At 43.0% G+C, this 17,625-nt stretch carries 20 protein-coding genes and 1 tRNA gene; 20 read left to right on the forward strand and 1 reads right to left on the reverse strand.

Annotated features, from left to right (window positions below; all coding sequences use genetic code 11):
- Positions 1–4 precede the first annotated feature (4 nt).
- From HM131_RS06805 to HM131_RS06880, 16 genes are all read left to right on the forward strand, one after another.
- Positions 5–1,666 (forward strand): acyl-CoA dehydrogenase family protein, encoded by a 1,662-nt coding sequence (locus tag HM131_RS06805; RefSeq protein WP_085029039.1) that lies wholly within the window; start codon positions 5–7, stop codon positions 1,664–1,666.
- A gap of 190 nt (positions 1,667–1,856) precedes the next feature.
- Positions 1,857–3,041 carry an ATP phosphoribosyltransferase regulatory subunit gene (locus HM131_RS06810; protein ID WP_085029040.1) on the forward strand — a complete coding sequence of 395 codons (1,185 nt, stop codon included), beginning with the start codon at positions 1,857–1,859 and terminating at the stop codon, positions 3,039–3,041.
- A complete protein-coding gene (gene hisG, locus HM131_RS06815) occupies positions 3,034–3,672 on the forward strand; it encodes an ATP phosphoribosyltransferase (RefSeq protein ID WP_085029041.1) in 639 nt (212 codons plus the stop codon). The genes HM131_RS06810 and hisG overlap by 8 nt, the downstream gene beginning before the upstream one ends.
- Complete coding sequence (hisD, locus tag HM131_RS06820) at positions 3,669–4,943, forward strand: histidinol dehydrogenase (protein ID WP_085029042.1); 1,275 nt, start codon at positions 3,669–3,671, stop codon at positions 4,941–4,943. Before hisG ends, hisD begins: the two co-directional genes overlap by 4 nt.
- Positions 4,940–5,533, forward strand: a complete 594-nt coding sequence (gene hisB, locus HM131_RS06825) for an imidazoleglycerol-phosphate dehydratase HisB (RefSeq protein WP_085029043.1) — start codon at positions 4,940–4,942, stop codon at positions 5,531–5,533. Before hisD ends, hisB begins: the two co-directional genes overlap by 4 nt.
- Positions 5,533–6,162 (forward strand): imidazole glycerol phosphate synthase subunit HisH, encoded by a 630-nt coding sequence (gene hisH / locus HM131_RS06830; protein WP_085029044.1) that lies wholly within the window; start codon positions 5,533–5,535, stop codon positions 6,160–6,162. Before hisB ends, hisH begins: the two co-directional genes overlap by 1 nt.
- Before the next feature lie 11 nt (positions 6,163–6,173).
- Positions 6,174–6,905, forward strand: coding sequence for a 1-(5-phosphoribosyl)-5-[(5-phosphoribosylamino)methylideneamino]imidazole-4-carboxamide isomerase (gene hisA, locus HM131_RS06835; RefSeq protein WP_085029045.1), 732 nt, complete (start codon positions 6,174–6,176; stop codon positions 6,903–6,905).
- Positions 6,905–7,663, forward strand: coding sequence for an imidazole glycerol phosphate synthase subunit HisF (gene hisF / locus HM131_RS06840; RefSeq protein WP_085029046.1), 759 nt, complete (start codon positions 6,905–6,907; stop codon positions 7,661–7,663). The genes hisA and hisF overlap by 1 nt, the downstream gene beginning before the upstream one ends.
- On the forward strand, positions 7,660–8,283 hold the full coding sequence (gene hisIE, locus HM131_RS06845) for a bifunctional phosphoribosyl-AMP cyclohydrolase/phosphoribosyl-ATP diphosphatase HisIE (RefSeq protein ID WP_085029047.1): 624 nt from the start codon (positions 7,660–7,662) through the stop codon (positions 8,281–8,283). The genes hisF and hisIE overlap by 4 nt, the downstream gene beginning before the upstream one ends.
- Positions 8,284–8,372: 89 nt before the next feature.
- Complete coding sequence (locus HM131_RS06850; RefSeq protein ID WP_085029048.1) at positions 8,373–9,395, forward strand: tetratricopeptide repeat protein; 1,023 nt, start codon at positions 8,373–8,375, stop codon at positions 9,393–9,395.
- A gap of 311 nt (positions 9,396–9,706) precedes the next feature.
- Positions 9,707–10,660, forward strand: a complete 954-nt coding sequence (gene trxB / locus HM131_RS06855) for a thioredoxin-disulfide reductase (RefSeq protein ID WP_085029049.1) — start codon at positions 9,707–9,709, stop codon at positions 10,658–10,660.
- 221 nt (positions 10,661–10,881) lie between these two features.
- Positions 10,882–11,358: an 8-oxo-dGTP diphosphatase gene (locus HM131_RS06860; protein ID WP_408607119.1), complete on the forward strand. Its 477-nt coding sequence runs from the start codon at positions 10,882–10,884 to the stop codon at positions 11,356–11,358.
- Positions 11,359–11,374: 16 nt separating this feature from the next.
- Positions 11,375–12,259, forward strand: a complete 885-nt coding sequence (gene rapZ / locus HM131_RS06865; protein WP_085029051.1) for an RNase adapter RapZ — start codon at positions 11,375–11,377, stop codon at positions 12,257–12,259.
- A 3-nt stretch (positions 12,260–12,262) separates the two neighbouring features.
- Complete coding sequence (locus HM131_RS06870; protein ID WP_085029052.1) at positions 12,263–13,222, forward strand: gluconeogenesis factor YvcK family protein; 960 nt, start codon at positions 12,263–12,265, stop codon at positions 13,220–13,222.
- Between the two features lie 32 nt (positions 13,223–13,254).
- Positions 13,255–14,211 carry a DNA-binding protein WhiA gene (gene whiA, locus HM131_RS06875; protein WP_085029053.1) on the forward strand — a complete coding sequence of 319 codons (957 nt, stop codon included), beginning with the start codon at positions 13,255–13,257 and terminating at the stop codon, positions 14,209–14,211.
- 136 nt (positions 14,212–14,347) lie between these two features.
- Entirely contained in the window at positions 14,348–14,602 is a 255-nt protein-coding gene (locus tag HM131_RS06880; RefSeq protein ID WP_085029054.1) for an HPr family phosphocarrier protein, read from the forward strand.
- Between the two features lie 104 nt (positions 14,603–14,706).
- On the opposite strand, the gene clpP is transcribed toward HM131_RS06880, so the two are convergent.
- A complete protein-coding gene (clpP, locus tag HM131_RS06885) occupies positions 14,707–15,321 on the reverse strand; it encodes an ATP-dependent Clp endopeptidase proteolytic subunit ClpP (RefSeq protein WP_269749130.1) in 615 nt (204 codons plus the stop codon).
- A gap of 218 nt (positions 15,322–15,539) precedes the next feature.
- Between clpP and HM131_RS06890 the strand changes: the two genes are divergently transcribed.
- The 4 genes from HM131_RS06890 (at position 15,540) to HM131_RS06905 (ending at position 17,604) form a co-directional block, all read left to right on the forward strand.
- Positions 15,540–15,615 (forward strand) — tRNA-Arg (locus HM131_RS06890).
- A gap of 269 nt (positions 15,616–15,884) precedes the next feature.
- The gene (locus HM131_RS06895; protein WP_085029056.1) at positions 15,885–16,109 is read left to right on the forward strand and encodes a hypothetical protein; all 225 of its coding nucleotides are present in this window, start codon (positions 15,885–15,887) and stop codon (positions 16,107–16,109) included.
- 82 nt (positions 16,110–16,191) lie between these two features.
- A complete protein-coding gene (locus HM131_RS06900; protein WP_085029057.1) occupies positions 16,192–16,425 on the forward strand; it encodes a glutaredoxin family protein in 234 nt (77 codons plus the stop codon).
- 150 nt (positions 16,426–16,575) lie between these two features.
- Positions 16,576–17,604: a sugar-binding transcriptional regulator gene (locus HM131_RS06905; protein WP_085029058.1), complete on the forward strand. Its 1,029-nt coding sequence runs from the start codon at positions 16,576–16,578 to the stop codon at positions 17,602–17,604.
- The last annotated feature ends 21 nt before the right edge of the window (positions 17,605–17,625 follow it).

A 17,625-nucleotide genomic window follows, 5' to 3' on the forward strand; every position in this document is an offset into this window, starting at 1 on the left:
TTCTATGAATTTCTATGAGAGTGATCCAGTGCTGCGTGAGATTTTGGAAGAACAACTGGAGCCATCCTTATGGCCATGGGCAGATAAGCAACTCAAGAGCTTCGGGGAGATGTGTGCCAATGAAATTGATGAACGGGCGATTTACACGGATCGAGAAGGACAACCGAAGCTGATCAAATATAACAAAATGGGAGAAGATATTTCGGAGGTTTGGGTCAATGAAGGATATAAGCAAACGGTAGTAGACACGTACAATCAGGGTATCGTGGGTTATATTCACAAGACTATCCCTGAGTTAGGAAGAAAAGGAAATTATTTGTATTCGTATGCACAGGGCTATCTTCTGTCGCAGGCTGAGCCAGGCTTTTACTGTCCTGTCACTTTAACGATGGCAACGGCTTATTTAATCGATCATTATGCTGATGATCAATTGAAAGAGAAGTATCTTCCCCATGTGTTATCGACTGGTGAAACAGTCTTGTACGAGGGAGCGACATTTCTGACTGAGCGGCAGGGCGGATCGGACGTGGGAGCTAATGAGGTTAAGGCAGTGCCTGAAGGAAATCACTACAAGATCTATGGAGAGAAGTATTTTGCAAGTAACGCGGGAACTTGTGGAGTGGCCATGGTGCTAGCGAGAATAGCAGGTTCAGAAGAAGGCACAAAAGGGCTCAGTTTATTTCTCGTTCCATGGAGAAACGAGGATCATTCGTTGAACGGCATTCAAATCCGGAGGTTAAAAGATAAGTTAGGGGTGAGGGCAGTCCCTTCAGCGGAAGTGGAATTCAACGGGGCAGAGGCCTACCTGGTTGGTGAAGCTGATCAAGGATTCTACTATCTGATGGAAGCCCTCAACTTATCTCGTGTCTGTAATGCTGTTGCCTCCATCGGTATTATGAGACGAGCGTATTCTGAGGCTCACGATTATGCCGGTAAAAGGAGAGCGTTTGGCCACAAGCTGGTCAATTATCCGATGATTAAGGATACTTTGGTTCGCATGTCTGTCAAACAAGAAGTTGAATTGCGAACGGTTTTTGATATGATCCAATTCTTTGACGAAGCTGCTCGTAACCCCTCTACTGAAAAGGAAACGACAACAGCAATGAATCGGCTGAGGATTGCCATTATGAAAAAAGAAACAGCAGAGCAAGCCGTCCACTTTGCGCACGAATCGCTGGAAATTCACGGAGGTAATGGTTACATCGAGGATTTCGTCACGCCAAGATTATTACGCGATGCTCAAGTATTGACCGTATGGGAGGGGACAGCCAATATTTTAGGATTGGAAGTACTCCGCTTACTTCATAAATACAAGGCGCATGAGTTTTTCTTTCAGGAAATGACTCAAAGACTTTCATTCGTTCAAGGTTTATCGAATGAAGTAGAAATGGTGACACAGGAAATCAAAGACTTACGAGAATGGATGAATAGCATCCTGCAAAAAGGTACGGACGCCCAGACATTTTATAGTAAAAGAATGGCTGAAAGAATGGCAATCTTATACGAATCGGTCGTTGCTTTGGAAGCAGCTGGAAAAGGGGAGCGTCACCGGATCGTAGCGGAACTGTACGTTCACCAGGCTTATGCTGACGAAGAGTCTTTGGACCCACCGAAAAGCCTCCAGTATAGCGATGTCATTTTACATGATCATAAAGTGCTAAGTTGACGTATCACTTTCCGTCTCTGTCGAATGATAAAGCAGAGACGGCTTTTTTATGCAGTTAACCCATTCTAGTCAGACTTTTCTGATATGATAAAAGAGGGGAAAACGATGGAAATTTGTAGATTGACGCTATATCTTTATCATGTTAGCATATTAGCAAGCTAAAGGATTTTGTCGAAAGGAATGAATTCCATTGGTAAAACGGTTAATGTTTGAAAAACCTCTGGGAATGCGAGATACGCTTCCCTTTTTCTATAGGCAAAAAGCAAAAGCAAGAAAGCAACTATCTGAAGCCATCCTTTCCTATGGCTATTCATTCATGGATACTCCGCTCATGGAGTACCACGAAACAGTAGGGAGAGTGAGTGCCACCCTGGACCAGCAATTGTTCAAGCTGCTCGATCAGCAGGGACACACGCTTGTACTGAGGCCAGATATGACAGCCCCGATTGCACGGGTAGCAGCATCACAATTAAAAGAATCAGAGTACCCTTTAAGACTTGCCTACGACGGCCCAGTTTTCCGGGCTCAACAGACAGAAGGAGGCAAGCCAGCTCAGTTTGAACAAGTAGGAACAGAATTGATCGGTGATCACTCCGCGTATGCAGATGCGGAAATTATCGCTCTTCTTGTAGAGTCTTTGCAGCAAACCGGGCTGGATGATTTCGTCATTACCGTGGGGCATATCGGTTATGTGAAAGCTTTCTTTAGTGATGTATTAGGGGATGATGAAGAAACCATTGAAACCCTCTTGCATTATCTGTATCGCAAAAATTACGTCGGCTATCGGGAGGCAGTGAAAACACTGCCAGTCATTGAAGATAAAAAACAAGCCCTTCTTCAGCTACTGTCGCTGAGAGGCGGCGAGGAAATTTTTGAAGCCAGCCGATCACTTGCTAGAAATCAGTCTTGCATGCAGGCGGTAAACGAGTTGAAACAGTTGCATCGTTTCTTAAAGCAATATGGTGTCGAAAACTATATTCACTTCGATTTGAATTTGATTAGTCACATGGACTATTACACAGGAATCTTATTTGAAGGCTATGCCCCTCACCTGGGAGCGCTTCTCTGTAACGGTGGACGGTATGATACATTACTTCCTTCTTTTCAGTTAAATGCATCGGCAACAGGCTTCGCTGTTCATTTGGAAAGACTTGTAGAAGCGTTGAATGAACTTGAGGATGAGGACGAACGAATCGGAATTATAGTGGACGATGATTCATTTGCAAAAGGGATGACCAAAGCCAGAGAATTACGAAGACAGGGTCATGCCGTACTCCTGCAGCATATCGATCAGATCCCTGACGTTATCGCTTTTCAAAGAGACTTGAATCAAACCTTTAATTATACAAGAGCTGGAGGTGAGCTCAATGAGTAAACGTCTCACCATCGCAATGCCGAAAGGCCGAATTTATGAAGAAGCTGCTGAGCTTATGAAGCAGGCAGGTTATGAATTAGGGGCAGACTTGGAAAAGTCACGCAAGCTCATATTGGAATTTCCTGAGCAGAACATCCGGGTTATGATGGCAAAGCCGATGGATGTCGTGACCTACGTAGAATACGGAGCAGCGGATATCGGTATCGCAGGAAAAGACGTGTTGCTTGAGCAGGACCGTGATGTTTATGAAGTCTTGGACTTGAAAATCAGTCCTTGTTACGTAGCAGTTGCGGGGCTTCCTGACCAGCCTCTCAGCCGGATTGCGCCGAAGATTGCGACCAAATATCCGAAAGTTGCGTCTGATTATTTCCGTGAGCAGGGAGAGCAAATCGAAATTATTCCGTTGAATGGTTCGATTGAACTGGCTCCGCTGATCGGACTAGCCGATCGGATCGTAGACATCGTATCTACTGGACGAACCCTGAAAGAGAATGGACTTGTAGAGTATGAAAAAATTGAAGATATTACTTCACGTTTAATCGTAAATCCGGTTAGTTATCGATTGAAAAGTGAAGAAATTGACCAGATGGTAACGAAATTGAGCCAAGTTATGGAGGAGGGAGAAGCATGAAGATTGTCACAAAAAGAGACAGAGTCTCTTTGCGACGGCGCGTCGATCAAGGTACGGAAGAACAGCGTGCTATTGTCCAATCCATCCTCGATGATGTAAAAGCAAATGGTGACAAAGCTGTTCTCGCTTATACAGAGAAATTTGATGCCGTCCAATTGGAAGACTATAAAGTGACGAAAGAAGAGATGGAAGACGCTTTTGCTTCTGTGGATGGTGAATTCGTAGAGATTTTAGAGGAAGCCGCTGCTAATATTCGTTCGTTTCACCAAAAGCAATCTTCTCAGTCATGGTTTGATACCTCAGAAGACGGAACGGTTCTGGGACAAAAAATTACGCCCCTTGAGGCGGCAGGTGTCTACGTTCCGGGTGGTACAGCTGCCTATCCTTCTTCTGTATTTATGAACGTTATCCCTGCCCAGGTGGCTGGAGTCGAGCGTGTTGTTATGGTAACCCCTCCAGGAAAAGATGGAAAAGTACCAGATGGCGTTCTGTTAGCGGCTCATATTTTAGGTGTCGCAGACGTGTACAAAGTAGGCGGAGCTCAAGCGATTGCTGCTTTAGCCTATGGAACAGAAACCGTTCCTGCTGTGGATAAGATCACAGGTCCAGGAAATGTCTTCGTTGCTTTAGCAAAACGTGAAGTTTTTGGTGATGTAGATATCGATATGATTGCGGGACCAAGCGAAATTGCTGTGCTTGCAGATGATACGGCAAAAGCTCATGAAGTTGCCGCTGATCTTTTGTCTCAAGCCGAGCATGACGCCCGTTCGTCCAGCGTTCTTGTCACGACAAGCCAAGCACTTGCAGAAAACGTGCAGACAGAAGTAGAAGACCAACTAAAAAGCCTGCCTCGTGAAGACATCGCAAGAAGAAGTGTAGAAGACTATGGGATGATCATTGTTTGCGATACTTGGGAGGAAGCCATTGAGACCGTTAATGAGATCGCTCCCGAACACTTGGAAGTCATCACTGCTGATCCCATACAGGAATTAGGAAAAATTAAGCATGCGGGTGCAATTTTTCTCGGCCCTTACAGCAGTGAACCTGTAGGTGATTATTTTGCTGGACCAAACCACGTGCTTCCTACCAATGGAACCGCTCGTTTTTCCAGTCCTTTAAACGTCGATGATTTTGTGAAAAAATCCAGCGTAATCTCTTATAGTGCTCAAGCCTTACAGAAGAATGTAGATAAAATTGCTCGATTTGCGCGGTTGGAAGGGCTGGAGGCTCACGCTCGCGCAGTCGAAACGCGCAAGGAGCGATGGAAATGACCAAGGAACGAACGGCAGAAATCAAACGAAAAACAAGAGAAACGGACATTGAATTAGAGCTTGCGATTGATGGACAGGGAAGCGCTGATCTTGATGTCCAGACTCCTTTTCTTGCTCATATGTTAGAGCTTTTTTCAAAGCACGGATTGTTTGATCTAAACGTAAGAGGCTATGGTGATGTCGAAGTGGACGACCATCACTTAACGGAAGACATCGGCATTTGTCTTGGACAGGCCCTGCGTCAAGCCGTAGGAGATAAATATGGGATGAAGCGCTACGGTTCGATGACATTGCCCATGGACGAAACCCTCGTGACCGTGGCTGTTGACTTGAGTGACCGGCCACATTTGGAATGGAGAGCAGAGCTGCCAAAAGATCGCGTAGGAACTTTTGATACGGAGAATGTGCACGAATTTTTCTGGAAGCTTGCCGTAGAGGCGCGCATGAATTTACATATTGTGCTGCATCACGGTCACAACACACATCACATCATTGAGGCTATGTTCAAAGCGCTCGCACGGGCTTTGGATGAAGCGACTCAGATTGATCCGCGTGTTAAAGGAGTACCGAGTACGAAAGGGAGTTTGTAATGATTGGCATCATTGATTACGGAATGGGTAATTTATTCAGTGTTTCAAAAGCTTTAGAGCGATTAGATGTACCTTATAAGATGGGAGACCGCCCTGAGAAGATTGAAGACTGCGATGGTTACATCCTGCCTGGAGTCGGTGCTTTTCCTGATGCAATGAAAGCTTTGGAAGAACATGGCTTTATCCCTTTTATCAAAGAGAAAGCAGCAATGGGGGTCCCGATCTACGGCATTTGCTTAGGGATGCAGCTGCTATTTGAAGCGAGTGAAGAAGGCGGGGAAACAGAAGGACTGGGATTGTTTCCAGGTAAGATTGTCAGGTTTCCTGGGGTAGATGAGCAAGGCAGAAAGTACAAAGTTCCCCATATGGGATGGAACAAGCTAGATATACATCAGCCGGATCAGCCTTTAATGACGGATGTCGGTAATGACTATGTGTACTTTGTCCACTCATTCGTGGTTCAAACAGAGGATGAGTCGATCCTTTATGCAACCGCCGATTATCATCTTGATGTCCCGGCCATCATTGGAAGGGATCAATTAGTAGCCAGTCAGTTCCACCCTGAAAAAAGCGGAAAACCAGGGATGCAGCTATTAGAAAACTTTTGTAAAGTAATGGTCAAACAGTGAGGAGTTTTACGATGAGTTTTACTATCTACCCAGCCATCGATATGAGAGATGGCAGATGTGTCCGTTTAGAACAAGGGGATTTTAATAAAGAGACCGTTTATGGAGAAAATCCATTTGAGGTAGCTAAAGAGTTTGCTGAAACCGGAGCTTCCTGGATTCATATGGTGGATCTTGACGGAGCCAAAGCAGGTTCAAAACAAAATGCCGAACATGTTCTTCGTGTAGCTAAGGAACTAGATTGCAAAGTTCAAATCGGAGGAGGCATCCGTTCTGAAGAGGATGTCCGCTTTTATTTAGACCAGGGGGTTGACCGGGTTATTATCGGTTCCCTGGCTGTGAAAGACATCGAAATGACCAAACACCTGCTTCGTCAATACGGCGACCAAATTGCGATTGGCCTCGATGCCCGTGACGGGTACGTATCTACAGCGGGTTGGCTTGAAAAGTCAGAGATCCAGGCTGTAGATCTTGGACTGGAATTGGCAGAGGCAGGCGCAACAACGTTCATTTATACGGATATAGCTAAGGACGGCATGTTGTCAGGCCCGAATGTAAAAGAAATTGTCAGATTAGGGGAAGTCACAGGAGTTAACGTTATCGCTTCAGGAGGAATTCAGGGTCTAGAGGACCTTTACAAGCTGAAGGAATATAAAGATCAGCACGTCATTGGTTCGATTGTTGGAAAAGCACTATATTCGAAACGCTTTACCTTGGCTGAAGCCTTAGAAGTGGAGGGAAGCTGATGTTGTCGAAACGAATCATTCCATGCTTGGATGTGAAAGAGGGCCGCGTTGTCAAAGGAATTCAATTCGTCGATATAAGAGACGCAGGAGATCCTGTTGAACTGGCTAAAGTATATGATGAGCAGGGTGCAGATGAGCTGGTATTCCTTGATATTTCAGCTACACATGAAGGGAAAAAGACAATGATTGATGTCGTTCGTGCCGTTGCTTCGGAGCTCGCGATTCCATTCACAGTCGGAGGCGGGATCCGGACACTAGAGGATATTAAGGAAACGTTGCGGAACGGAGCAGACAAAGTTTCGTTGAATTCTGCCGCTGTCAAAAGACCCGAACTCGTTACCGAAGGGGCGGACTATTTTGGCAGTCAATGCATCGTTGTAGCCATTGATGCTCGCTATGATGAAGAACAAGGAACTTGGATCGTTTATACACATGGCGGCCGGACGGCAACAGATTGGAAAGTAACGGACTGGGCTCAGGAAGCTGTGCGTTTAGGTGCTGGAGAAATTTTATTAACTTCTATGAATCAAGATGGAGCGAAAACAGGATTTGATCTTCCTCTGTTAAAAGCAGTACAAGAAGTTGTTCAAGTACCTGTGATCGCATCTGGTGGAGCGGGTAAGAGCGAACACTTCTATGAAGTGTTCACAGAAGTAGATGCAGACGCTGCTTTAGCTGCTTCTATTTTTCACTATAAAGAAACATCGGTAGAAAGTGTAAAAGGGTACCTTAGTGAGAAAGGAGTTGTCGTACGATGAATATAGATGAGATTAAGTTTGATGAAAAAGGGCTCGTTCCAGCGATCGTGCAGGACGCACGCTCGAAGGCAGTGCTTACACTCGCTTACATGAATGAGGAGTCTTTGAGAAAAACCCTTGAAATGAAAGAAACGGTCTTCTTCAGCCGTTCCCGCCAGGAATTGTGGCATAAGGGCGAGACCTCCGGAAACACCCAAAAGGTTACTGATCTCCGATATGATTGTGACCAGGATGCTATCCTTGTAGAAGTTATTCCTGCAGGTCCTGCCTGTCATAAGGGAGATTACAGTTGTTTTTCTGAATCCCTCATGGAAGAAAATACGGAACCGAAAGAGAACCGTTATCAAATTATCGATCAACTTCAGGAAGTACTTGCTGAGCGAAAGGCTGAACTTCCGGAGGGTTCCTACACTGCTCAATTGTTTCAGGAAGGTGTTGATCGGATAGCGAAAAAAATCGGAGAGGAAGCAGGCGAAGTTATTATTGCAGCAAAAAATGATGACCCAGAGGAATTGGCTTTAGAGTCGGCGGACTTACTCTTCCACTTATTAATGCTCTTAACGGACCGAAATGTTCCGCTTGATAACGTATTATCTGTTCTCGAACGACGACATTCATAAAAATTTGACATGTTTCTCCTATTTCTAAAGCTTTATCTATGTTATACTCCATTATTAGTGAGATCTGTTACGGAAATAGGGGGACAGTCATGACGACATCACTAAACAGTACAGTAGCGGAAGATAACACAAACATCATTCCATTTATACCGTCCGGAAAATTCTATTTTTCCCACGGTATACAAGCCTTCCAAAAACGTCGTTTTAACGCTGCTGTCAAATGGCTGAAAAAAGCAATAGAAACTGCTCCAGATGAGCCCTTGTATCCTTGCCAACTTTCTGTTGTCTATACGGAAGTTGGTTCTTATCATGCCGCAAATCAACTGTTAACAGAAGTATTAGCGAAGTTCGGTAAGGAATATGTGGACTGCTACTACTTGATGGCTAACAATTATGCGCACCTGGGCTTATTGAATGATGCAAAAAAATATGTAGAAACGTATCTTGAGCAGCAAGAAGATGGCGAGTTTGAAGAAGCTGCCAACCAATTACTGGAGATGCTTAACTCGCTTGAGGAAAGTGAAGACGAGGACGAAGATGACTGGGCGTTTGATGACGAAGATGAACTTTTAGTCTACCAAGAGACCGCCTTTTATCATCTGGAGCATGAGGAGTGGGAGCACGCACTCACTGTCCTCCAAGAAATGATGCAATTGTTTCCTGAATTCAAGCTGGCAAAGCATAAATATGCGTATGCCCTATTTATGAATGGTGAACAGCAGGAAGCTATGGATATCGAAGAAGAATGGCTGGAAAAGAATCCAGGCAATATTCAAAGTCACGTAAATCTAGCAACCTTTCTTTTAAAGCAAGGATTGAAAGAAAAAGCTCACGTTCATATTGAACTTTTGAAGAACGTATTCCCTATGCATGAACAGCAGAAGTTAGCTGTAGCCGAAACGCTGGCAAGAGCTGGACTGTATCAAGAAGCAGTCGAGCGTTTTAACGTGCTAAGGGATAAACAAGTTGTTCGACGGAGAGTCTATTATAAATGGTATAGTATTGCCGCTTACCATACAGGAAATCCATCGAAAGCTTTAACCCTATGGGAGAAGGGCTGCCAGCAGTTCCCCTCTTTGAGTAAGGAAGGCGGACCTTGGATGGAGCAGTAATCAACGGGCAGCTATTTGCTTATTGAAATACGACAATCTTTCAACTATTAAAGGTTATTAGACAAGCAGCTTCATGGGCAAAGACCAAGCCTATTGCGTTGCTTGTCTTATGCTTGTCGAGGAACCTTAAGAGTAGGGTCAGTTCGATGTTGGCACAGGACGTGCCGATCTTAATCGAACTTCATACCTTTCCCAGCCCCCTCTGCACTTTTCGTTTTAAGCACATTAATGGACGGTTTTCGTATGATTTACTATGATATGTACATGAAAATAACAACTTAGATAAAGGTAGTTGTAAGGAGTGATATTGGATGTCTGAAGATCGTATTTATGACGTAATTATCGCAGGTGCCGGTCCTGCTGGTATGACAGCAGCTGTTTATACGTCCCGTGCCAATCTGGATACGTTAATGATCGAACGTGGTGTTCCAGGAGGACAGATGGCAAACACAGAAGACGTAGAAAACTATCCAGGATATGAAAGTATCCTTGGACCGGACCTTTCTAATAAAATGTTTGAACACGCTAAAAAATTTGGTGCAGAATATGCCTATGGTGATATTAAAGAAGTCGTGGATGGGAAAGAATATAAAATCGTGAAGGCTGGAAACAAAGAATACAAGGCTCGTACGGTCATCATTACGACCGGTGCACAGTATAAAGAACTTGGTGTTCCAGGTGAAAAAGAACTTGGTGGACGCGGAGTTTCTTACTGCGCTGTATGTGATGGTGCCTTTTTCCGTAATAAAGAACTTGTTGTTGTCGGCGGCGGAGACTCTGCAGTTGAAGAAGGTGTCTATTTGACACGCTTTGCAAGCAAAGTCACCATTGTTCACCGTCGTGATGAATTGCGTGCACAGAAAATTCTGCAAGACCGTGCTTTTGATAATGAAAAAATCGACTTTATCTGGGACACTGTTGTGAAAAGCATCAATGACAAAGATGGAAAAGTCGGTAGTGTTACGTTGTACAACAAGAAAACAGATGAAGAATATGAGTTCGGTACGGATGGAACGTTCATCTATATCGGCATGAATCCACTAAGTAAGCCATTTGAAAGCCTCGGCATTACCAATGAACAAGGGTATATTGAAACAGATGAAAAAATGGAAACGAAAGTACCTGGTATTTTTGCGGCTGGTGACATCCGTGAAAAAGAGTTGCGTCAAATCGTAACGGCTACTGGAGACGGCAGTATCGCTGCTCAATCTGCACAGCACTATATTGAGAATCTTCTTGAAGAATTAAAAACGGTCAATAACTAAAAGTCATTACATTTTAACTCTGCTGTAACACGGGTGAAACAATTATCAGTTAAAATGAAAATGATTAATTGACCCCCTTTTAATAGATAGATCTCTATTAGCACAGGTGCTTATCACCTGTGTCTTTTTTTTGTGCTTTTTGAAAGAGTCAATCATAATATTGTAGGGTTTCGTATATTCATTGTATAATGGGTAAAGATGCCCTCTAGATAGAAAATGAGGTGACAGCCTTGCAACGTGTATCAAATTGTATATTAAGAGTGAATGATCATGTATTAATGTTGAAGAAACCGAGAAGGGGCTGGTACGTAGCTCCTGGCGGTAAAATGGAGGCAGGAGAAAATATTAAAGATTCTGCTATCCGAGAATTCCAAGAAGAAACTGGACTTCTTATCGAAAACCCAGAGTTAAGAGGATCTTTCACTTTTGTCATGCGTGAAGATCAGCAGACGAAGCAGGAATGGATGATGTTCACGTTTTACAGCACATCTTATTCCGGTGACTTATTAGAAGTAAGTGAAGAAGGAGAATTGGAATGGGTTCCTGTTGAGGAAGTGCTGACAAAGCCGATGGCAGAGGGCGATCGGCATATATTCAGGCACATTCTAAACAGTGATGAGCAAGTTTATGGAACATTTGTATATACGACGGATTTCAAACTGATTGACCAGGATGTAGATCCGTCACGACCTGACTAATGAGGAGCGATCGAGGATGCGAGAAGATGCGAACAATACTCAATTAGTAATTATTACTGGTATGTCAGGAGCAGGAAAGACCGTAGCCGTTCAAAGCTTTGAAGACCTCGGTTTTTTTTGTGTGGACAATCTCCCGCCTGCTCTATTACCGAAATTCCTGGAATTGATGAAGGATTCTACGAACAACATTCAAAATGTCGCCTTGGTGATGGACTTAAGAGGAAGAGAGTTTTTTGAATCGCTTTTTGATTCTTTAGATCGTCTTGGAAAAGAAGAATGGATTCAAGAACATATTTTGTTCCTGGATGCTGAGGATCAGTCGCTTGTATCCCGTTACAAAGAAACTCGACGCTCACACCCGCTCGCGAAAGAAGGATTGCCATTAGAAGGAATTCGTAAGGAGCGCAGACTGCTTGATGAACTGAGAGGGCGCTCTCAAACAATCATTGATACAACTAGTCTCAAGCCGAAAGAGCTTCGCGAGAGAATTATTGAACGGTATCGTCAGCAAGAGCAGCAGGTATTTTCTGTCCAGATGGTCTCCTTTGGATTTAAATACGGAGTACCGATCGATGCTGATTTAATGTTCGATGTCCGTTTCTTGCCCAATCCTCACTATGTGGAACACATGCGACCTTTGACAGGGTTGAATACGGAAGTATCATCGTACGTTTTCAAATGGTCAGATACGCAGAAGTTTTTAGAGAAGTTGAAAGATTTACTTCAGTTTATGCTTCCTCAATACAAGAAGGAAGGCAAGAGCCAGCTAGTTGTTGCGATCGGATGCACTGGCGGCCAGCACCGATCGGTAGCTTTAGCAGAATACTTGTGTGAGTATTTCGGCGGAGATTTTGTTACACATGTGACTCACAGAGATATAGATAAGAGAAAGGGTTTGTAATCAATGGCAAATAAAGAGGAACCTCGTGTAGTCGTCGTTGGGGGAGGCACAGGTATGCCTGTTCTCCTCAGAGGACTAAAAAATTTGCCGATTGATCTGTCAGCTATCGTTACCGTTGCTGATGATGGAGGCAGTTCGGGAAGGCTTCGAACAGAAATGGCGATTCCTGCCCCTGGTGATATCCGCAATGTAGTAGCTGCCTTGTCGGATGCTGAACCGATGCTGCTTGAGCTTTTTCAGCACCGTTTTGTCAGTAACAATGGCCCGAGCTTATCCGGACACTCCATGGGAAACCTGTTGCTTGCCGCTATGGCATCGATGACAGGGGACTTTTATAAGGGAATAAAAGAAATCTCCAGGGTATTGAATGTCCGGGGGAACATTTATCCGATCGCAAATCATTCCATGAACCTGCATGCGGAAATGGAAGACGGAACTGTTGTAACAGGAGAATCGAGTATTCCAAAGCAGAATAAACGCATTAAGCGAGTTTATGTCAGTCCAACTCCTGTACAGCCTCTGCCGGAAGCTGTGAATGCAATCAAGTCTGCCGATTTGATCGTAATTGCTCCAGGGAGTTTATACACAAGCATTATGCCGAACATTATTATTCCTGAGATTGGACAGGCTCTCAGAGAAACAAAAGCACATGTCACTTACGTATGTAATGTCATGACGCAAAAAGGGGAAACATCCGGGTACACAGCCGGAGATCACTTGCAGGCTTTATTCGATCACGTCGGAAAAGGAGTCATTAATTCGATTGTCGTTCATAATAAGCCTATAGATCAAGGCCTCAAAAAAGCGTATGCCCGTGAAAAAGCAGAGCCTGTCGTTTATGATATCGAGAGGGTCAAGTCTATGGGGATACAAGTTATAGAAGAAGACATCATAGACCATAGCCAGTCTATGCTGCGTCACGATACAGATAAATTAGCAAAATTATTACACTCTATGCTATAAAAGGAACACTTGGCCAGAGGGGGTGGACATCTATGTCATTTGCATCAGAGATTAAAAAAGAACTGACAAACGTGGAAGCGGAAACGTGCTGCTTGGAGTCAGAACTTGCTGCACTTGTGAGGATGAACGGGACGTTTTCTTTATCCAATCGAGAATATGTACTTGATGTACAAACTGAAAATGCAGCCATAGCAAGAAGAATCTATATGTTAATAAAAAAATTATATCCTTATCCTGTCGAACTGCTTGTTCGTAAAAAGATGAGGTTGAAAAAGAATAACGTTTATATTGTCAGAATGAAAGAGAAGGCGGACGAAGTACTAAATGATCTGGAAATACTCAATGGCCCTCTCTCTATCAACCCTGACATCCCTGAGAAATTCCTTCAAGATACATGTTGTAAGCGAGCTTATTTGAGAGGGGCTTTTCTAGCCGGAGGTTCCGTAAACAATCCTGAGACGTCTTCTTATCACCTGGAGATCTATTCTTCTGATGAGGAACACAACGAGGCGTTGTGTAAGCTTATGAATCAATTCGGTCTTCATGCAAGGACGTTGAGTCGTAAGAAAGGATATATCACTTATTTGAAAGAAGCGGATAAAATTACCGAACTGATTAGTAATATCGGTGCTCATCAGGCTCTCTTCAAATTCGAGGACGTCCGTATTGTAAGGGATATGCGTAACTCGGTTAACCGCTTAGTCAATTGCGAAACAGCGAATTTAAATAAAACGATCGGTGCTGCTTTTAGACAAGTTGAAAATATCAAATTTATCGAAAGAACAGTTGGTCTTGAAGCCCTGCCGGATAAGCTACAGGAAATTGCGACCCTCAGGCTGCAATATCAGGAAGTTTCTCTAAAAGAACTTGGAGAATATGTATCTGGTTCCCCTATTAGTAAATCAGGCATTAATCATCGTCTTCGAAAAATAGATGAATTTGCTGAAAAAGTTCGACGTGGAGAAGTTACAGAAAACTCACGAAATTAATGTTTTTCATTAGCTATTCATGCTATAATGGATTACAATTATTAACGCTTTCTATAAAACGGAAGCGTTTTTCTTCCGTATGTTATGAATGCGCTTTCCAAAGATTATGTTGTTGAAACAGAGAGGAGAATGATAGGTGATTGAACGGTCCATTACAGTAGAACTTGAAACAGGATTACAAGCACGACCTGCTGCCCAGTTCGTACAACAAGCCAATCGCTTCAGTTCAGATATTTTCATTGAAAAAGATGAGAAAAGAGTCAACGCTAAAAGTATTATGGGGTTGATGAGCCTAGCTGTCGGTACAGGTGAAGAAATCACATTAATTGCTGATGGCTCGGATGAAGAGACAGCTTTAGAAGAATTGTCTGCTTATGTAAAAGAGTCTTAAATTTTTATCGTTATTTGTGAAAATATGAACGTAAAGTTTACGGGAACGTTCCCATAATATAAGAAAAATCCGCTGTGACTACACAGCGGATTTTTACGAACTACTTATTGGTCTGCTTTCTTATCCATAACTTTATCGATTAACCCGTATTCTACAGCTTCATGTGCGGACATGAAGTTGTCACGGTCCGTATCGCGCTCAATGATTTCTAAAGGCTGACCTGTACGTTCTGCAAGGATTTTATTTAGTTTTTCACGCATTTTAATGATTCGTTTTGCGTGAATTTCGATGTCAGAAGCTTGACCTTGGGTACCGCCAAGTGGTTGGTGAATCATCACTTCACTGTTTGGCAGTGCATAACGTTTCCCAGGTTCTCCAGCATTAAGCAGGAAAGCACCCATTGATGCAGCCATGCCTGTGCAAATTGTTGATACATTTGGTTTAATGAACTGCATGGTATCGAAAATTGCCATACCAGCCGTGATTGAACCACCTGGAGAGTTGATGTACAAGGAAATGTCTTTATCCGGGTCATCTGCAGCCAAGAATAGAAGCTGAGCGACAACAGAGTTAGCGATATTGTCATCGATCGGACTTCCTAGCATAATAATCCGGTCTTTAAGTAAGCGGGAGTATATGTCGTAGGCACGTTCTCCGCGGTTTGTTTGTTCAATAACTGTAGGGACTAAATTCATTGTGGTTTCCTCCTTATCATCAATTAATTATGATGGAATATATTCATCATACAATTAAGGTCAGAAAAGGTCAAACAAAACGATCAACCTATTTCTGCGAGTTTTCTTCTACCATCATTCCCTAAATCTATCTGTATAAACGTATGTAATAAGAATTTTATGGAATAGAAATAAGAAGATCAACAAAAACTATTGCGTTTTTCACATGAAATTACTATAATATTATTTGCATGTCGTTTCTTGCGCCTGTAGCTCAGTTGGATAGAGCGGTAGATTCCGGTTCTACGTCTGTCGGGGGTTCGAATCCTCTCAGGCGCGCTAAAATTTTAAAAGCCACGCTTCTATATAGAAGCGTGGCTTTTTTGGTGAAAATTGTCAATCATTCTTCCTCCTTTACTATATTAAAATAATTTCATAGTGGTAACATTTATGTTATTTAAAATTGAATGATACATTATCTTTACAAACCATGTACAGATAATAAAGGTAAAAGATATTCTACTATAGTTTTTTAATTCGACTACTTATGATATAATGAAATAAGCTAATTAGGCGCTTTTCGCTTTTGTTAAAGAAAAGGGGTATTTATGACAAACTTAATCCGTTACAAAATGTTGTCTACTGAACAGGTTACGGAAGGCAGACGGATTCATGTGTTTGATATGCAGCATCAGCAGAAGTTGTCCTTCAATTATGAATTATTGAAGCGGACTCCGAAAGATTATGCAGGCGAAGAGTTGACGGAATTCTTACAGAAACGCGAACTGAAAATCGATAATGGTTTCTATGATGACAGGGGGCACGCGTCTTAAAAGCGTGCTCTATTGTTTTGTTTAGAGCATCCATCTCCACCCATCATCTGCTAAAATGGAGGGAGGACGAGGAGGGTGAGCTATGAATAAAATAATTATGTACAAAAAGGACCGCTGTCCTCTTTGTGAAGAAGTAGAATCTTTAATTGATCTGTTAGAGTTGGATTTTTCTATTGAGCGTGAGGAAGTAGATATAGAAAGCGATGAAGATCTTATGGAGAAGTATATGTTTGAAATCCCTGTGATCATCGTTAATGGAGAAGAAATGGAATACCGAAGCATCGACTACTTTAGTATAAAAAAGCGTTTACATTAAAAAACAGGTGGATTACGCTTGCACAGGCTTATCCCCACTGTTAAGATAAAAATGTGATAAGGATATTTTTTTGCTCCAAGCGGGACAGAATATGACTGGCCGGGACATAATTTATCCCAGTTAGTGGAATGACAATAAAGGAGCTTTTCCATGAGAGCTTTAATCGACCTACAAAAGAGATTGTTCCCTGAAGTCCTGGATGTTATGCAGCGGCGTTATCAACTGTTGTATCATATCCAAATCATGCAGCCCGTCGGCCGTCGTGCTCTGGCAGAAAGTGTCGAGTTAGCTGAACGTACGGTACGGAGTGAGGTAGACTTCCTGAATCGTCAAGGAATCGTTGAAATTACTTCACGTGGTATGCATCTCACATATGAAGGGCAAAACATCCTTGAGCAGCTAGCTGAATTTATCAAAGATGTTAAAGGGATCAAGGTTTTAGAACAACAATTAAAGGATAAATTAAACCTAGACCATGTGGTTGTTGTTCCGGGTGATAGTGATGAGCTCGAATGGGTAAAACAAGACATGGGCAAAGCTTGTGTCCAGTACTTAAAAGAACGAATCCTGCCAGATCAGGCCATTGCCATTACAGGCGGTACAACTATGGCCGCTGTGGCTGAGATGATGACCCCGTTTAACAGTGCCGGTAAATGTCTCTTCGTACCCGCTCGAGGCGGACTGGGCGAAAGGGTCGAAAATCAAGCCAACACGATTTGTGCGGAAATGGCCAAAAAAGCACGCGGAGATTATCGTATGTTGTATGTACCCGATCCATTGAGTGAAGAATCCTACCATACGATTATTGAGGAACCTTCGATCAAAGAGGTGCTTAACATTATTCGCAATGCTGAAATTGTTATTCACGGTGTCGGTGATGCCATCACAATGGCAGAACGAAGAAAGACATCCCCTGAACAAATGGAAGTAATCAAACGGAATGAAGCGGTTGGTGAAGCTTTTGGCTATTATTTTAATACCAAAGGTGAAATCGTTCATAAAGTCCGTACCGTGGGGTTGCAATTAGAGGATTTGAAGCATGCGAAGGATGTCATTGCAGTAGCTGGAGGACGTTCTAAAGCACAAGCGATCGCATCTTATTTCCAGCCAGGACAAAGCAATGTTCTGATTACGGATGAAGGTGCAGCTGAAGAGTTAATAAAGGGATTTTCCCTTTAAATAAATTTTTGTATTTAATCC

Source organism: Halobacillus mangrovi (assembly GCF_002097535.1).
In the GTDB taxonomy this organism is placed as follows: Bacteria; Bacillota; Bacilli; order Bacillales; family Halobacillaceae; genus Halobacillus; species Halobacillus mangrovi_A.

What these genes read in the sequence shown, in the direction of transcription:
- rapZ (WP_085029051.1), top strand. Translation starts at nt 11,375, where the DNA reads ATGCGAGAAGATGCGAACAATACTCAATTAGTAATTATTACTGGTATG.
- HM131_RS06895 (WP_085029056.1), top strand. Translation starts at nt 15,885, where the DNA reads ATGACAAACTTAATCCGTTACAAAATGTTGTCTACTGAACAGGTTACG.
- hisA (WP_085029045.1), top strand. Translation starts at nt 6,174, where the DNA reads ATGAGTTTTACTATCTACCCAGCCATCGATATGAGAGATGGCAGATGT.
- trxB (WP_085029049.1), top strand. Translation starts at nt 9,707, where the DNA reads ATGTCTGAAGATCGTATTTATGACGTAATTATCGCAGGTGCCGGTCCT.
- HM131_RS06870 (WP_085029052.1), top strand. Translation starts at nt 12,263, where the DNA reads ATGGCAAATAAAGAGGAACCTCGTGTAGTCGTCGTTGGGGGAGGCACA.
- hisB (WP_085029043.1), top strand. Translation starts at nt 4,940, where the DNA reads ATGACCAAGGAACGAACGGCAGAAATCAAACGAAAAACAAGAGAAACG.
- whiA (WP_085029053.1), top strand. Translation starts at nt 13,255, where the DNA reads ATGTCATTTGCATCAGAGATTAAAAAAGAACTGACAAACGTGGAAGCG.
- HM131_RS06905 (WP_085029058.1), top strand. Translation starts at nt 16,576, where the DNA reads ATGAGAGCTTTAATCGACCTACAAAAGAGATTGTTCCCTGAAGTCCTG.
- hisD (WP_085029042.1), top strand. Translation starts at nt 3,669, where the DNA reads ATGAAGATTGTCACAAAAAGAGACAGAGTCTCTTTGCGACGGCGCGTC.
- hisIE (WP_085029047.1), top strand. Translation starts at nt 7,660, where the DNA reads ATGAATATAGATGAGATTAAGTTTGATGAAAAAGGGCTCGTTCCAGCG.
- hisF (WP_085029046.1), top strand. Translation starts at nt 6,905, where the DNA reads ATGTTGTCGAAACGAATCATTCCATGCTTGGATGTGAAAGAGGGCCGC.
- hisG (WP_085029041.1), top strand. Translation starts at nt 3,034, where the DNA reads ATGAGTAAACGTCTCACCATCGCAATGCCGAAAGGCCGAATTTATGAA.
- HM131_RS06900 (WP_085029057.1), top strand. Translation starts at nt 16,192, where the DNA reads ATGAATAAAATAATTATGTACAAAAAGGACCGCTGTCCTCTTTGTGAA.
- hisH (WP_085029044.1), top strand. Translation starts at nt 5,533, where the DNA reads ATGATTGGCATCATTGATTACGGAATGGGTAATTTATTCAGTGTTTCA.
- HM131_RS06850 (WP_085029048.1), top strand. Translation starts at nt 8,373, where the DNA reads ATGACGACATCACTAAACAGTACAGTAGCGGAAGATAACACAAACATC.
- HM131_RS06805 (WP_085029039.1), top strand. Translation starts at nt 5, where the DNA reads ATGAATTTCTATGAGAGTGATCCAGTGCTGCGTGAGATTTTGGAAGAA.